The sequence below is a fragment of the Pseudomonas sp. NPDC087614 genome, from assembly GCF_044743485.1.
Taxonomy (GTDB): domain Bacteria; phylum Pseudomonadota; class Gammaproteobacteria; order Pseudomonadales; family Pseudomonadaceae; genus Aquipseudomonas; species Aquipseudomonas baetica_A.
This window is the reverse complement of the sequence record NZ_JBIUWN010000001.1, coordinates 126,678-141,136: the sequence shown is the minus strand read 5'-3', so window position 1 is coordinate 141,136 and position 14,459 is coordinate 126,678. Positions and strand designations below refer to the sequence as shown.

General features: G+C 60.9%; 15 protein-coding genes. 4 read left to right on the top strand and 11 right to left on the bottom strand.

The window, feature by feature from the left end:
• Nucleotides 1–273: 273 nt before the first annotated feature.
• On the top strand, nucleotides 274–1,569 hold the full coding sequence (locus tag ACIOWA_RS00635; RefSeq protein WP_401157669.1) for a DUF2254 domain-containing protein: 1,296 nt from the start codon (nucleotides 274–276) through the stop codon (nucleotides 1,567–1,569).
• Here the strand turns inward: ACIOWA_RS00635 and ACIOWA_RS00630 are convergent.
• Nucleotides 1,563–2,885: a chloride channel protein gene (locus ACIOWA_RS00630; RefSeq protein WP_339507639.1), complete on the bottom strand. Its 1,323-nt coding sequence runs from the start codon at nucleotides 2,883–2,885 to the stop codon at nucleotides 1,563–1,565. The genes ACIOWA_RS00635 and ACIOWA_RS00630 overlap by 7 nt on opposite strands.
• Nucleotides 2,886–3,117: 232 nt before the next feature.
• Here ACIOWA_RS00630 and ACIOWA_RS00625 point away from each other — a divergent pair, with 232 nt between their 5' ends.
• From ACIOWA_RS00625 to ACIOWA_RS00615, 3 genes are all read left to right on the top strand, one after another.
• Nucleotides 3,118–4,071 carry a TAXI family TRAP transporter solute-binding subunit gene (locus ACIOWA_RS00625; protein ID WP_339507640.1) on the top strand — a complete coding sequence of 318 codons (954 nt, stop codon included), beginning with the start codon at nucleotides 3,118–3,120 and terminating at the stop codon, nucleotides 4,069–4,071.
• 82 nt (nucleotides 4,072–4,153) lie between these two features.
• Nucleotides 4,154–6,181 carry a TRAP transporter permease gene (locus ACIOWA_RS00620; RefSeq protein ID WP_401157667.1) on the top strand — a complete coding sequence of 676 codons (2,028 nt, stop codon included), beginning with the start codon at nucleotides 4,154–4,156 and terminating at the stop codon, nucleotides 6,179–6,181.
• Complete coding sequence (locus ACIOWA_RS00615) at nucleotides 6,178–6,564, top strand: DUF1850 domain-containing protein (protein ID WP_401157665.1); 387 nt, start codon at nucleotides 6,178–6,180, stop codon at nucleotides 6,562–6,564. The genes ACIOWA_RS00620 and ACIOWA_RS00615 overlap by 4 nt, the downstream gene beginning before the upstream one ends.
• A gap of 67 nt (nucleotides 6,565–6,631) precedes the next feature.
• On the opposite strand, the gene arcC is transcribed toward ACIOWA_RS00615, so the two are convergent.
• From arcC to atpD, 10 genes are read right to left on the bottom strand one after another with little or no spacing between them, the layout of a single operon-like run.
• Entirely contained in the window at nucleotides 6,632–7,582 is a 951-nt protein-coding gene (arcC, locus tag ACIOWA_RS00610; RefSeq protein WP_401157663.1) for a carbamate kinase, read from the bottom strand.
• A gap of 29 nt (nucleotides 7,583–7,611) precedes the next feature.
• The gene (locus ACIOWA_RS00605; protein WP_401157661.1) at nucleotides 7,612–8,520 is read right to left on the bottom strand and encodes a F0F1 ATP synthase subunit gamma; all 909 of its coding nucleotides are present in this window, start codon (nucleotides 8,518–8,520) and stop codon (nucleotides 7,612–7,614) included.
• Nucleotides 8,520–10,118, bottom strand: a complete 1,599-nt coding sequence (locus tag ACIOWA_RS00600) for an alternate F1F0 ATPase, F1 subunit alpha (protein ID WP_339538689.1) — start codon at nucleotides 10,116–10,118, stop codon at nucleotides 8,520–8,522. The genes ACIOWA_RS00605 and ACIOWA_RS00600 overlap by 1 nt, the downstream gene beginning before the upstream one ends.
• On the bottom strand, nucleotides 10,115–10,888 hold the full coding sequence (locus ACIOWA_RS00595) for a F0F1 ATP synthase subunit delta (RefSeq protein ID WP_401157658.1): 774 nt from the start codon (nucleotides 10,886–10,888) through the stop codon (nucleotides 10,115–10,117). The genes ACIOWA_RS00600 and ACIOWA_RS00595 overlap by 4 nt, the downstream gene beginning before the upstream one ends.
• 3 nt (nucleotides 10,889–10,891) lie before the next feature.
• Nucleotides 10,892–11,182, bottom strand: coding sequence for a F0F1 ATP synthase subunit C (locus tag ACIOWA_RS00590; RefSeq protein WP_221731738.1), 291 nt, complete (start codon nucleotides 11,180–11,182; stop codon nucleotides 10,892–10,894).
• Between the two features lie 42 nt (nucleotides 11,183–11,224).
• Nucleotides 11,225–11,926, bottom strand: coding sequence for a F0F1 ATP synthase subunit A (locus tag ACIOWA_RS00585; protein WP_339494339.1), 702 nt, complete (start codon nucleotides 11,924–11,926; stop codon nucleotides 11,225–11,227).
• Nucleotides 11,917–12,243: an ATP synthase subunit I gene (locus ACIOWA_RS00580; RefSeq protein WP_401157656.1), complete on the bottom strand. Its 327-nt coding sequence runs from the start codon at nucleotides 12,241–12,243 to the stop codon at nucleotides 11,917–11,919. Before ACIOWA_RS00580 ends, ACIOWA_RS00585 begins: the two co-directional genes overlap by 10 nt.
• Nucleotides 12,236–12,577: an AtpZ/AtpI family protein gene (locus tag ACIOWA_RS00575; RefSeq protein WP_401157654.1), complete on the bottom strand. Its 342-nt coding sequence runs from the start codon at nucleotides 12,575–12,577 to the stop codon at nucleotides 12,236–12,238. Before ACIOWA_RS00575 ends, ACIOWA_RS00580 begins: the two co-directional genes overlap by 8 nt.
• Nucleotides 12,574–12,978, bottom strand: coding sequence for a F0F1 ATP synthase subunit epsilon (locus ACIOWA_RS00570; protein ID WP_339494341.1), 405 nt, complete (start codon nucleotides 12,976–12,978; stop codon nucleotides 12,574–12,576). The genes ACIOWA_RS00575 and ACIOWA_RS00570 overlap by 4 nt, the downstream gene beginning before the upstream one ends.
• Nucleotides 12,959–14,419, bottom strand: a complete 1,461-nt coding sequence (atpD, locus tag ACIOWA_RS00565) for a F0F1 ATP synthase subunit beta (protein ID WP_339494342.1) — start codon at nucleotides 14,417–14,419, stop codon at nucleotides 12,959–12,961. The genes ACIOWA_RS00570 and atpD overlap by 20 nt, the downstream gene beginning before the upstream one ends.
• Nucleotides 14,420–14,459 lie beyond the last annotated feature (40 nt).

The window sequence follows — 14,459 nt, the reverse complement described above, 5'->3', positions numbered from 1 at the left end:
GTGCCGCGCGGTATCGGAGGCTCAGCCTCCGGGACCCGCCATTCTAAGTGCGATCAGCAGGATCACAATGCGTTGGCGTGATTCTCGCCGATTAAGGGGGGCGGCCACCTCAAAACTTTATTATCTCCCCGGTTTTATCCCAATTATTGTGCTCAGGGCGACTGTTGGATGAACCATCCGTACCCATGGGAACTCAATCATGGGTCGTGATCTTGCGGTCTTTACTGACCGGAACCTGAAGATTGATCACACCACTATTCAAAGGTATGAAAAATGATCGCTCGCTGGCGCTGGCTGTTACAACAACTGACCAAACGGCTGTGGTTCAGAGCTAGCCTGTTTTCCTTACTGGGCGTGGCAACGGCGTTGCTCGCCGTTGTCTTCAAGGACTACATTCCCGCCTCACTGCCTGCACGTATTGGCGCCGACGCCGTCGACAAGATACTGGGCATCATCGCCTCAAGCATGCTGGCAGTGACCACCTTTTCTCTAAGCACGATGGTCACCGCCTACGGTGCGGCCAGCAGCGGCGTCACGCCCCGCGCCACCACGCTGGTGATGGAAGACACCACAACACAAAATGCCCTCGCAACCTTCATCGGCTCATTTCTGTTCAGCCTCGTGGGGATCATCGCCTTGAGTACAGGGGCTTACGGCAGGCAAGGAAGGGTCTTGCTGTTTGCAGTGACGATTGCCGTCGTGATTCTGATTGTCTACACCCTGCTGCGCTGGATCGATCATCTTTCCAAGCTTGGGCGGGTGGGCGAAACCATCGATCGTGTCGAACAGGCGACTATCGACGCAATAGACAATCGCGTGCAATGGCCTCACTTGGGCGGTGCGCCCTACCCTGACGTCACGAGCATTCCCTCCAGCGCCTATGCGCTGCAATGTCAGCAAACCGGGTATGTGCAGCACATCGATGTAAACGCGTTGGGCGCCGTCGCCAAGGCTTGCGAGATACAGCTTTTTCTGGAGGTGCTTCCGGGGAGTTTTGTTCACCTGGGCATGCCGCTCGCCCGGATCGTGAGTTTGAACACTGAGCGCGTCGATGAGCAGCATGCCTGCAACGAGAAGATCCTCGCGGCCCTGACCATAGGCGTGCGGCGCACCTTTGAACACGACCCCCGGTTTGGGCTGTCGGTGCTGTCAGAGATCGCCTCACGGGCCCTGTCGCCAGCGGTCAACGATCCCGGCACGGCGATTGACGTGATTGGCCGCGGACTCAGAAGCTTTACTTGCTGGGGCACACCACAAGACCCCGTGGCCAAGGTCCATTCAGATTGCGAGCAGGTTTACCTGCGCGGTCTGGTGGTCGACGATCTGTTCGATGACTTTTTCGCGCCGATTGCCCGGGATGGGGCGGCCCTGCTCGAGGTCGATCTTCGGATGATGAAGACCCTTGTCAGCCTCGCGCAGATCAACCCGGTGTTGTTCAAAAGCGCCTGTACCCGGCACGCGATCCTATTACTCCAGCGGGCAGACCATGCACTCACGCTCAAGGAGGACAAAGAACGGCTGCGAGCATCGGCCGGGGAGCTATTGCACGAGAACGTTCCTGACTACTGATTGGCTTTGTCGACCGGCGGTTTCACCGTTGATGATTGCAGAAAGCCCCGTGCCAACTGCTGATACAACTCGGGGCCCATCCTTGTACTGACCGCTTTGGCAATCAGCGCGACCGCCATGAGACTGATCACCATCCCATGGCTGTCAATCATCTCCATAACGATGATGGCGGACGTGATGGGTGATTGCGTGACCGCCGCCAGGAAACCGACCATGCACAGCGCAATGATCGGCTGCGCAGCCAAGTGGAAGAATTCGGCAGCATTGGCCCCCACCGCTGCCCCTACCGCCAGGGATGGGGCAAAAATACCGCCCGGGATACCGGAAAAATAAGTCACCACGGTCGCAAGAAAACGCGTGATCGGCGCGTGCCAGGGCAGGCCGACATCCGACGCAATGATCTGCGACGTCACCCCGTAACCACTGCCAAATGACATCCCGCCGCTGAGCCAGCCCAGTATTGCCACGATCAATCCACACGCACCGGCGAACCAGACCGGATGCATGCGGCGCCACTCCCAGACCACAAATCGATGATGCCGTTGCGGCCACAGGAGCATCCGGCTGAACAGCCCACCCAGTAGACCGCAGCCGATTCCGCTTGCCAGCACCGGCACCACAATATCCAGATTGATGCCCTGAACGTCGAAATGGCCGAAGTAGTTGTAATTGCCCTGCAAGGCGATAGCGACCATCCCTGACAGGATGATCGTGCTGAGCAATACCCCGCTGGTACGGGTTTCCAGCTTGCGCCCCAACTCCTCCACCGCAAAGGCGACACCGGCCAGAGGCGTATTGAACGCCGCCGCGATGCCTGCAGCGCCACCGGCCAGGATGAGATCCTCGGGACGGATGATTCGTGCATTGGGCAGGTAACGGTGAAAGAAGTGCATGATCGAGGCGGCAACCTGAACCGAAGGCCCCTCGCGCCCGGCAGAAAAACCACCGGTCAGTGCCAGGGTGCCGAGGCCTATCTTGGCGAACGCAATACGCAGCGATATCAGCTTGCCAAGGGGTTTGCCTTGATGAGCAAGACGTGTGGCCGCGATGACCTGGGGAATGCCGCTGCCTTGGGCGCCTTCAAAGAACCGCGTGGTCATCCATACCACGAGCATGCCGACCAGAGGCGTGTAAATGAACGGCAGCCAAGGGCGTTCGGCGGTCTGTTGGGCAAATTGCGTCAATGCCAGGTCGGCCAGTCGAGCAAACATCACCACCAGCAGGCCCGCGAGGGTGGCGGCGGCCCAGAGCGTCACTCGAGTGCGCCAACGGATCGAGGTAAAACGACGTCGTATCAGCAATAGCGGTTTGATCACCCGAGCGGATTCCCGTGGAAGTTCAAGAATGTGAAGCACCAAGATTAACCGGTTAGGGGGTGACCTCCAACCGCGGCGGCCCTGATCCATCAAAAAACCGCCAAACACGGCTAAGTCAAGCCTCTCGCTCGCCAGGCGATTGCGATATTGACGATCAGTTGCCACTTCTGCGGCGCGATCAACTACAGTTGAGACACTCTGCATAAAGCCATAAAAAGACGGAGAGTTTCCCATGCCAGTAAAAAACCGCCTCACCCTCCTGGTCGCCGCTGCAACCTTGGCAATAACGACCGCGACGCATGCTGCGCCGGTGTTCATCAACATACTGACGGGGGGAACCAGCGGGGTGTATTACCCGATTGGTGTCGGTCTGTCGCAGATCTACAGTGACGGCATTCCAGATGTAAAGACGTCGGTGCAGGCCACCAAGGCGTCAGTGGAGAACCTGAACTTGCTGCAGGCCGGTCGAGGCGAGTTGGCCTTGGCACTGGGTGACTCCGTGGCCGATGCAAAAAACGGCGTTGAAGATGCAGGCTTCAAAGCGCCGCTGGGCAAATTGCGCGCAATTGCCGGGGCATACCCCAACTACATTCAAATCGTGGCCAGCAAAGAGTCCGGAATCAAGACGCTTGCAGACCTCAAAGGCAAGTCCATCTCGGTCGGGGCGCCGAAGTCGGGCACCGAACTCAACGCCCGGGCGATCTTCAAGGCGGCGGGTCTGACCTACGAAGACATGGGCAAGGTGCAATACCTGCCCTTTGCCGAATCAGTCGAACTGATCAAGAACCGGCAACTGGATGCCACGTTGCAGTCCTCCGGTTTGGGCATGGCGGCCATTCGCGACCTGTCCTCGGTAATGCCATTGAACTATGTTGCGATCCCTACTGACGTTGTCGCCAAAATCGGCAATCCGGCGTATCAAAGTGCAATGATCCCGGCCAATACCTATGACGGGCAGCCTGAGGCGGTGCCCACTGTTGCGATCACCAATATCCTCGTCACCCGCGCGGATGTACCCGACGAACTGGCCTATCAGATGACAAAGCTGCTGTTCGAAAACCTCACCCGTCTGGGGAACTCTCATTCGGCGGCCAAAGACATCACGCTTGAAAGCGCCGCCAAGAACCTGCCCATTGCCCTGCATCCAGGCGCCGAGCGCTACTACAAGGAAAAAGGCGCGTTGTAACGGCTTAGAGGCGCAGCGTCCGCCCATTGTCGCTGCGCCCATTGTTCGCCCTTGTTCAATGCAGTCATGAGGCAGGCAACTAATGAGTGATGATCATCACGGCATCTCCACGAATCCGCGAGAGTGGCCGAAAACCCTGTTCTACGTAGCCTTGTTGTTCTCGATCTTTCAGATCGTCACCGCCGCATTTGCACCGATCTCAAGCCAGGTCTTGCGCGCCGTACACGTAGGTTTCCTGCTGTGGGTGGTTTTTCTGAGCTACCCCGCTTATGGCAAGGACCGTCCATGGCAGCCGCTGGCCTGGATACTCAGCCTGGCCGCCATTGCTACGGCCATCTATCAGTGGGTGTTTGAGGCTGACCTGATTCAGCGCTCCGGGGATCTGACGCTCACTGACACGGTGACGGGCATTGTGTTGATCGTGCTGGTGTTCGAAGCCGCACGGCGAGTGATGGGGATTGCCCTGCCGATCATTTGCGGCCTGTTCCTGGCCTACGGTCTGTTCGGCGAATATCTACCGGGAGAGTTGGCGCATCGCGGCTACGGTTTCGATCAGATCATCAACCAGCTCTCTTTTGGCACCGAAGGGCTGTACGGCACTCCGACCTATGTTTCGGCAACCTACATCTTTCTGTTCATCCTGTTCGGCGCGTTCCTTGAACAGGCGGGCATGATCAAACTGTTCACCGACTTCGCCATGGGCCTGTTCGGCCACAAGGTGGGCGGCCCGGCCAAAGTTGCGGTCGCGTCGTCGGCGCTGATGGGCACCATCACGGGCTCAGGGATTGCCAACGTCGTGACCACGGGGCAATTCACCATTCCGTTGATGAAACGCTTTGGATACCGGCCCGCGTTTGCTGCCGGCGTTGAAGCGACCTCCAGCATGGGTAGCCAACTGATGCCGCCGGTGATGGGCGCTGTCGCCTTCATCATGGCCGAAACCATCAACGTGCCGTTCGTGGAAATAGCCAAGGCGGCGTTGATTCCTGCCACCCTCTACTTCGGCTCGGTGTTCTGGATGGTTCATCTGGAGGCCAAACGCTCCAATCTCATGGGCCTGCCCAAGGATCAATGTCCCAGCGCACTGGGCGCCGTCAAGGAGAAATGGTACCTGCTGATCCCGCTGCTGGTTCTGGTCTATCTGCTGTTTTCCGGGCGCACGCCGTTGTTCTCCGGCATGGTCGGACTGGCCCTGACCGCCATCGTGATTCTCGGCTCGGCCATCATTCTCAGGGTGCAGAGTTTCGGCCTGCGCTGCGCCTTCTGGATCGCGCTCGGGATTCTGTGTACCGGTTTCTTCCAGTTGGGGATTGGTGTGATCTTTGCGGTCGTTGCGGTGCTGGTGTTGATTTGTGCGTTCATCAAAGGGGGGCACGACACACTGATCATCTGCCTGCACGCGCTGGTCGAAGGCGCGCGCCATGCCGTTCCGGTGGGCATTGCCTGTGCACTGGTGGGCATCATTATCGGTGTGGTGTCACTGACCGGTGTGGCCTCTACGTTTGCAGGCTACATATTGGCCATTGGCCGAGACAACCTGCTGCTGTCGCTGATACTGACAATGATCACCTGCCTGGTGTTGGGCATGGGCATTCCGACCATTCCCAACTACATCATCACCAGCTCGATCGCGGCCCCTGCCCTGCTGGAATTGGGTGTGCCGCTGATCGTGTCGCATATGTTCGTGTTCTATTTCGGCATCCTCGCCGACCTGACACCCCCTGTCGCCCTTGCCTGCTTTGCTGCGGCACCGATTGCCAAAGAGTCCGGTTTCAAGATCAGCCTCTGGGCGGTGCGAATCGCGTTGGCCGGATTTGTCATTCCATTCATGGCGGTCTACAACCCGGCGCTCATGCTGCAAGGCGATAATTTGTGGATGACCGCCTACATGGTGATCAAATCGGTATTGGCGGTCGGACTCTGGGGAATGGCCTCCACCGGTTATCTACAACGAAAAATGCCCGCATGGGAGCGCTTATTGTGCGTGTCGGCTGGAGGCTTGCTGGTGGTGGCATTGCCGTTGACCGATGAACTGGGCTTCGCCCTTGGGGCCGCCGTGATCCTTCAGCACATCTGGCGTTCCCGCCAGGCCAGGATAGCCCGCGCATGATCGGTTTGTGTCTGGGCCTCACAGGGGCGGTGTGGGCTCAGCTACCGATTTCGCACTTTACGCTGGCGTGGAATCACACCATCGAAAAGATTCGCTGGGAGGAAGATTACCGCGTCACTGCCCAAGGCCTTGTGCTGGAAGAGGCTCGGGTGCGCGGTAACGGCGCGGGCATGGAAATTCCCGAGGGTGCCCGACTGGACAATGGCAGTTGGCACTACCGCCGCACACTGGCGCCTATGCAGCCACTGAGTCTGGGGCGCACCCCCGAGGCGGGCGACTACCAGTTGTGCTTCAACGGCCAGTGCCAGCCAATGAGCCAATGGGTTGGTGCGCCGACGTCCAGCCTGCCGTCCATTGAGATGTGGGCCTGCGAGGCGGGCTGAATGAATTCCCGTTCCGGTTGACAGTCCGGCAGAGGCTCCGGACCTGTCAGCGTGTCAGCGCCCCCATTCAGGACCTCAACGGGCCACCGCCATCAGCGCTTTTCGCAAGGGCCACTTGAGTGCCCGCATGGCCGGCGATCATTTCTTCGATCTGCTCGAGCGAACCGATGACAGCGCGATGCCCCGTGGCGAGTACAAAGCTTCGCGCCGCCTCGACCTTCGGCCCCATCGAACCCTCAGGGAACGGGTACTGGGCAAGTTCCTGCGGTGTGACGTTGCCGAGCGCGCGCTGCGTGGGCAAACCCCAGTCGAGATAGACCGCCGACACGTCAGTGGCGATGACCAGCAAGTCGGCTTCAAGGTCGCGGGCGAGCAGGCTGGTGCACTGATCCTTGTCGATCACCGCTGACACGCCGTGCAGTTTCTTGTCGCCCTTCTCCCCCGTGGCCGCCACCGGAATGCCGCCACCTCCGGCGGCAATGACCAGCGCGCCATGTTCCAGCAGCCAGCGGATCGACTGCAGCCCGAGCACTCGCAAGGGCGCTGGTGATGCAACGACGCGCCGAAACGCATCACCGTCCCTGACCATCACCCAGCCCTTTTGCGAGGCGATACGCGCAGACTCGGCCTGGTTGTACATCGGTCCTATCGGCTTGCTGGGATGGCTGAACGCAGGATCGTGCGGATCGACCTCTACGCGTGTGATCAGTGTGGTTACCGTGCGCGTTTGCGGCAGCAGGTTGGCCAATTCCTGCTCCAGCAGATAGCCCAGCATGCCGTCGGTCTGCGCGCCCAACACATCCAGCGGATAGGCTTGCACTTTTTCATAGGCCGCCGCCTGAAGCGCCAGCAACCCCACCTGAGGACCATTGCCATGCGTCAGCACCAGATCGTGATGCGCGGCCACGCGCGCCAGTTGTGCGGCTGCACCGCGAATGTTCTCCAACTGATTTTCTGCCGTCGGCGGTTGGTCGCGCCGCAACAGTGCATTTCCGCCCAAGGCGACCACGACTTTCATGATTCGGTTTCCTGTTCACAGTTGTCTGTTCAGTGCTGAGGGCCAGAATCTGCACTCGGCAGCAAGGCGTCGAAGCCAGAAATCACGTCGAACAGCTCTTCGTCGATGCCGGCCTGGCGTAAACGGTGGTCGTTGGCGTTCAGCGCTTGCAGAAGTTCGCCGATGTTGCGATCGGCGCGCTGCATGGCGGCGAGACGACTGGCGTTCTCGCTGGCCAACGACTCGGCGCTGGCTCGAAACAAAGACACGAACAGGTGCTCGCGAATGAACGCGCGCAGCGTCTGCGCATTGGCGCTCAGCACTTCGGGCCGTTGCGCCGTGGGCCAGGGCTGGTGTGCCAAGTCCCGCTGCCAATGTCCGTCCAGAGGCAGCAATCGCTGGCTCACGGGCGTGTAGCCAGCGCCATTGGGTCGGTTATAGAAAAGAATCAGCGTGGTGTTGTGCGGTTCAACTTCGCTGCCGGCCATGGGGATTCTTTGCAGAATCTGGCCGACCAGTCGCGTGATTTGCTCGACCGATCCCGGAACGACAAAGGTGCCTTCGAGTTCTCGGCCCGCATCAAGCAATCGCTCATGCACGCGTTCGCCCACGGCCCAGAGCTTTGTCGCCGGGGATGCCGACTGGCCCAAGGCATAGTCGACCACCGCCTCGTTGAACCGCCCCACCAATCCCTGATCCGACCCGAATACCAACGCGTGCACCACGATGTCTTCGGCGCGCGCTGCCGATAACCGTGGAGGCGGCCCACTGGAATCGACCGAGCGCAAACACACCCCCAATCCCAGTTCGACCGTGCGCGCGTAATCGGCCAAGGCCGCCACTGAGCGCTCGTACTGCCCGATCGCCGAGGCTGCCGACGCTTTCATGACACGGACCACGGACTTCAGGTCCCCTGCGCTGCTGATCTGGCGGCGCAGTGCGGTGATGGTGGCAGCCATCAGGCTTGGCCGGTGTCGGTCACGGCACCGGCCTTGGGTGCAACCGTGTTTGGCTGCGCTGGCGCCAGGAACGCGGCAATGGCTTGGCGCGCCACCTCGGTGACCTGCTCGCGATCGGCGTCGGTCAGTTTACCGGCGGCTGTCAGTCGTTGGCTCACGTCTTCGGGCAGCCCATCAGCGGCTTTCTCCACGGCTTGCTGCGCGGCAAGCATGCTGTCGAGGGGCACCGGGTCGAACAGCGCGGCATTTAACGCCAGCAAAATGGCAATCTGTGCAGGCACCGTCACCGGCGAGAATTCGGCCTGAGCCAGACAGGCGCGGATACGCTTGCCGTGGACGATGGACTGTCGCGTGTCTTCGTCCAGTCGGGCGCCGAAGCGCGCAAAGGTTTCCAGTTCTTCGAACTGCGCGTAGGCAAGCTTGAGGTCGCCCGCCACCGCACGATACGCCGCGCGCTGCGCCTTGCCGCCCACCCGCGAGACAGACTGCCCGACATCGATGGCCGGCAGCACGCCCAGTTCGAACAGCGATGGCGACAGCACAATCTGCCCGTCGGTGATGGAAATCAGATTGGTCGGGATATAAGCCGAAATATTCTGTGCTTCGGTTTCAATGATGGGCAGTGCGGTCATCGAACCGCCTCCGCGCTCCTCATTGAGGTGCGTGGCGCGTTCCAGCATGCGCGAATGGATGTAGAAAATATCCCCCGGAAACGCCTCGCGGCCCGGAGGACGACGCAGCAGCAGCGACAGTTCGCGATAGGCGCGGGCGTGGTGGGTGAGGTCATCGTAGACAATCAGCACGTCACGACCAGACTCCATGAAGTACTCGGCGATGCTGGTGGCCGCGTAAGGCGCAATGTAGGCCAGCCCCGGCGCCTCGTTACCTTCGGCCACCACGACAACGGTGTAGGCCAGCGCCCCTTTCTCACGCAGGTTGGCCACCGCTTTGGCCACTGCCGACGCGCGCTGGCCGATGGCGCAGTAAACGCACAAAACGTTTTTGTCACGCTGGTTGAAAATGGTGTCGATGGCGATCGCGGTCTTGCCGGTCTGGCGGTCGCCCAAAATCAGTTCGCGCTGGCCACGCCCGATGGGGATCAGCGCATCAATGACCTTCAATCCGCTTTGCAGCGGCTCGGTCACGGGCGCGCGGTCCATGATCGGCGCCGCCGGCCGCTCGATAGGCAGGCGTTCTTCAGTTGCCAACGGCGCACCACCATCCAGCGGCCGGCCCAAGGGATCAATCACTCGGCCCAACAACGCCTCGCCCACCGCCACGTCCATCACGCGGCCGGTGCGGTGGACTTCCTGGCCCGCCCGCAGATGAGCGTAGTCACCCAGCAGCACCACATCGACACCCTCCTCGTCCAGGTTGAAGGCGATGCCCGACAAGCCACCTGGAAACCACACCAGCTCCTCAAAGCCCAGGTGCAGCAAGCCTTGGACGCGGGCAATGCCGGTTGAAACGCTGACCACCGTGCCCACTTCGTGCAATACCAATTGCGCAGTGAACGCCTGGAGCCCTTGGCTGATGCTGGCGAACGCGTCTTCAAGGACGCTTTGCAGCGTCACGTCCAGCGACGCGGGCAAGGTCACGCGTGCTCCGTTGTCGGCTGTGGTTTTTTCAGGGTTACTGCCAAGGCGTCAAGGTACTCGGCAATGCTCCAGGCCAGTTTCACGCCCTTCACACTCAGTTCAATACCGGTGACCAGGTCAGGGTCCGACTCGAACGTCAGCGTGATCGGCTGGCCGAGCAACGCGTCGAGCGCGGCCTGAATCGAGGCACGTTGTGCGTCCGGCAATTCAAAGGCGCTGCGCACCCGCGCCGATTCGCCTTGGCTCGTCGCCTTGAGTGCAGCGATCAATGCGTCCAGCGTGGTGCCCTCCAGAGCCTGCAAGCGTTGAATGAACACCTCGCAAGCACGCTGTTCCAGGCTGACGGATGCGAGGTCGCCCAGCACCCGGCGTGAGATGTCGTAAACCTGCCGTTGTGTGCGGCGCACGATCTCGGCGTGCAGGTGCTGTCTCTCAGTCGCCAGAGCCTTTGCTCGCGCCACACTGGCAGCCTCGGCGGCTTGGCGTGCCTCGGCCAACAAGCGCAGACGCTGCGCGTTGGCCTCCTCGGTGGCTTTGCTCAGCAAAGCGTCTCGCTGTTCGTCGAAAGCCTGATTCTTGTGCTCAAACTCATCTTGCTGCTGATGGGCCTTTGCTTTGGTGTCGGCGGCGTCCTTGAGTTCGGTGGCAATCTTCGCCTCCCGCGACGCGATGGCGTCCAGCACCGGTTGGTACAGAAAACGCTTCATCAGCCACACCAGAATGAGGAAGTTCAGCACCTGCGCGCCGACGGTGAACCAGTCGATAAGCACGGTCTATTTTCCTGCCGCTTGGGCCGCCGCCGTGACGGCGGCATTCCAGAACGGATTAGCGAAGATCAGGATCATCGACACAACAAAGCAGTAGATGGCCGTCGACTCGATCATCGCCAGCCCCACGAACAGCGTCCGGGTGATGGTGGCCGACGCGTCGGGCTGTTGGGCCAACGAGCTGAGCGCCGTAGCAACCGCCCTGCCCTCCGCCAGTGCGGGCGCCATTGTGCCGAAGCCGGTCGTCAGGCCTGCCATGACGATGGAGGCGACGGCGATCAAGGTGAGAGAGTCCATAAGCGTGCCTCTGTGTGAGTTGACAGGAAATCGAGCCGCGGCTCAGGTGTCCGGCGTCGATGAAGGGGGGTTGACCGCTGGGCTGCGGCGGGTGGCGGCGGCGATGTAAACCGCCGCCAAAATGGTGAAGATGTAGGCTTGCACCATGCCGGTGAGCAGGCCCAGAACCGTCATCACGATCGGGAAGACAAACGGCGTGATGGATAACAGGATGGCGATGATCATCGCGCCGCTCATCATGTTGCCAAACAGACGCACAGCCAGCGCCAGCGTGCGCGAGGCTTCACTGATGAGGTTGAAGGGCAGCATGATTGGCGTCGGCTGCATGTACGATTTCAGGTAGCCGGCCAGCCCCTGACCCCAGATACCGAACAGCGGAACCGCCACCAGTACGCACAGGGCCAGCGCTACGGTAGTCGACAGCGATGCGGTGGGCGGTTCGTAGCCGGGGATCACGGTGGCTAACGCCGCCGCCGCGATGAACAGGAACAACGTACCGAGAAAACTCAGGTAGCGCTGAGGTTGCTGCAGGCCGACATCCTTGATCTGCCCGCTGATGGCGGTGACCACAATCTCCAGCAGGTTTTGCCAGCGTGAGCGTTGGTGACCGGTGGCAAGACGTCGCGTGATCAGCGCGGCACCCAGCACCAGCACGATCATCAGTGCCCAAGTGAAGACAATGGTCGCGTTGAGCTTGAACAAACCGTATTGCCAAAAGATCCAGGCATCGGGGGTCAGGCGCATGGTGGCGGTCCGCAGGTTGGCGGCGCCATGGCGACCGCACTCGGTTGAGTGACACGCAAGACAATCACGCGAGCCATGACGAAACCCAACATGCACAGGCCCAGTCGCAGCGGTTGACCGGCACCGACCAGGTAAAAGCCAAATAGCACGGTAGCGGTTCGCAGTAGCAGGCTGGCGAGAAACCAGCGTGCCGGTGTCGGCGATGACGCGCCCCGACGCACCGTCCACCACAGACCGCCGAAAAACACGCCGCCCAGCGCGGCACCCGCCAACAACGCCGCCAGCCAAACCAGCGCCCAAGTACCTTGATCAATCATCACCCTGCTCCTTCTCATCGGGTTCGTCATACATGGCCTGATCTTCCTTGGATACCCAGTGCCAGGCGTTCAGGCAACCGAGGGTGAGCCCCGCCACCAGCAGGGCCAACGTCCAGGAGTGGCCGCCGGGATGGTGCCGATCGATCCACAGTCCAAGGGATGCGCCCAGTAACGTAGGGACCACCACCGACCAGCCAATCAAGCCCATCATGCCCAGGCCGAACCACACCACGGGTGTGCCCCTGCGCCGCGCTTTGATTTTTCGGGCGGCTTTGGCGCCGACTTGTTCAGCCAGTGTCGGGCCGGCAGGCGTGCGCTTGGGATCCGTTTTCATGACGTGTGATCACGCAACGAAACGAACCGGCGCATGAACCCGGTTTCCAGCCGTGTCATGGTCTGGCGCATGGCTTGCTCTTGCGCATCCAGGGCCAGGAATTGCTGCTCGATGGCGCCGCGCAGGTGGTCCAGATCATCACCACGAAGCGCCCGACGCACCGAAATCACCACATCCGCCCCGGTCTTGACCAGCACACCCTCGTCCAGCGCCAGAAACACTTCGCCGTGCGCCTCGCTCTCGAAACTGAGGATGCCCGGCACAAGCGCCGCGACGCAGTCCAGACGCCTGGGCAGCAAGCCGAATGCCCCTTGTGCCGTCTCGGCAACGATGCTCGACACGTTCGCTTCGACGGCAAACACTTCGAAGGGCAACAACACTTTAAGTGTCATCAACAGCATGAGTGGGCTCCTTGGCAGCCTTGCTGGCAGGCGGTTTAACCTTGGCTTTGGCTTCGTCGACCGCCCCGATCATGTACAGCGCGCTCTCGGGGAAATCCTTGAATTCGTCCGCCAGAATGCGCTCACAGCCATCCAGCGCATCCTCCAGGCTGACGAGCTTGCCGCTCATGTTGGTGAACTGCTCGGTGGTGAAGAATGGCTGTGTGAGAAAGCGCTCCAGACGCCGCGCACGGGCCACTACGTTGCGGTCGTCGGGCGACAATTGCTCCAGCCCGAGCATGGCGATGATGTCCTTGAGTTCGGCGTATTGAGCCAGCGTGCGGCGGATGGCCTGCGCCAGTTGGTAGTGGCGCTCGCCGACGATACCCGGCGTCAGCACTTTGGAGCTGGACTGCAGCGGATCGATGGCTGGAAACAGGCCTTCGCTGGCACGTTTGCGCGACAGCACGATCGACGCCGAAAGGTGCGAGAAGGTATGCACCGCCGCCGGATCGGTGAAGTCGTCGGCGGGCACATACACCGCCTGAATCGAGGTGATCGCACCGCTGTCGGTGTTGGCGATACGTTCTTCCAGTGCCGCCAGTTCGGTGCCCATCGTCGGCTGGTAACCCAGACGGGATGGCATCTGCCCCATCAGACCAGAGACTTCCGAGCCGGCCTGGATGAAGCGAAAAATGTTATCGATGAGCAGCAACACATCGCGTTGTTCGTCGTCGCGAAAGTATTCGGCCATCGTCAGCGCCGCATGCCCCACGCGAAAACGCGCGCCGGGCGGCTCATTCATCTGGGCGAAGATCATCACCATGTTGGGCAGCACGCCGGCGGCCTTCATTTCCCGGTACAACTCTTCGCCCTCACGGGAGCGCTCACCGATACCGCAGAAAATGCTCACGCCCTCCTGATGACCGATCATGTTATGGATCATTTCGGTCAGCAGCACCGTCTTGCCGACGCCGGCCCCACCGAAGAGGCCCGCCTTGCCGCCGCGTTCCAGCGGCGTCAGCACATCAATGGCTTTGATACCTGTCTCGAAGACTTCGGAGCGGGTTGAACGACGCACCAGAGGCGGTGGCGGCTGATGCACCGAACGCCATTGCACAGCATCCAGCGCGGGCTGGCGATCGATGGTATTGCCAAAGACGTCGAACATGCGCGACAGAATCTGCTTGCCGACCGGGGCCTGCAACGGCCCGCCGGTGTCATGTACCGGCATCCCTCGCGCCAGGCCCTGCGTGGGCGTCAGCGCGATACCCCGCACATGATGTTCGTCGCGCTGGGCCAAGACCTCGATGGCTATCTTGCCCGCATCGCCTGCGCGCAACAGGGTGTGGATGGGCGGCAGCGCGGCAGCGAAACGAATGTCCACGACGCTGCCACGTATGGCCGCGACCACACCGATGTCAGCCGCATCCTTCCCGGTTCCAGCCTGGCGTTCCTTCATCGTGTCGTCTCCCGTCAAACCTTGCTCCATCATCACTCGC

What these genes read in the sequence shown, in the direction of transcription:
- ACIOWA_RS00635 (WP_401157669.1), top strand. Translation starts at nt 274, where the DNA reads ATGATCGCTCGCTGGCGCTGGCTGTTACAACAACTGACCAAACGGCTG.
- ACIOWA_RS00625 (WP_339507640.1), top strand. Translation starts at nt 3,118, where the DNA reads ATGCCAGTAAAAAACCGCCTCACCCTCCTGGTCGCCGCTGCAACCTTG.
- ACIOWA_RS00620 (WP_401157667.1), top strand. Translation starts at nt 4,154, where the DNA reads ATGAGTGATGATCATCACGGCATCTCCACGAATCCGCGAGAGTGGCCG.
- ACIOWA_RS00615 (WP_401157665.1), top strand. Translation starts at nt 6,178, where the DNA reads ATGATCGGTTTGTGTCTGGGCCTCACAGGGGCGGTGTGGGCTCAGCTA.
- arcC (WP_401157663.1), bottom strand. Translation starts at nt 7,582, where the DNA reads ATGAAAGTCGTGGTCGCCTTGGGCGGAAATGCACTGTTGCGGCGCGAC.
- ACIOWA_RS00605 (WP_401157661.1), bottom strand. Translation starts at nt 8,520, where the DNA reads ATGGCTGCCACCATCACCGCACTGCGCCGCCAGATCAGCAGCGCAGGG.
- ACIOWA_RS00590 (WP_221731738.1), bottom strand. Translation starts at nt 11,182, where the DNA reads ATGGACTCTCTCACCTTGATCGCCGTCGCCTCCATCGTCATGGCAGGC.
- ACIOWA_RS00585 (WP_339494339.1), bottom strand. Translation starts at nt 11,926, where the DNA reads ATGCGCCTGACCCCCGATGCCTGGATCTTTTGGCAATACGGTTTGTTC.
- ACIOWA_RS00580 (WP_401157656.1), bottom strand. Translation starts at nt 12,243, where the DNA reads ATGATTGATCAAGGTACTTGGGCGCTGGTTTGGCTGGCGGCGTTGTTG.
- ACIOWA_RS00575 (WP_401157654.1), bottom strand. Translation starts at nt 12,577, where the DNA reads ATGAAAACGGATCCCAAGCGCACGCCTGCCGGCCCGACACTGGCTGAA.
- ACIOWA_RS00570 (WP_339494341.1), bottom strand. Translation starts at nt 12,978, where the DNA reads ATGCTGTTGATGACACTTAAAGTGTTGTTGCCCTTCGAAGTGTTTGCC.
- atpD (WP_339494342.1), bottom strand. Translation starts at nt 14,419, where the DNA reads ATGAAGGAACGCCAGGCTGGAACCGGGAAGGATGCGGCTGACATCGGT.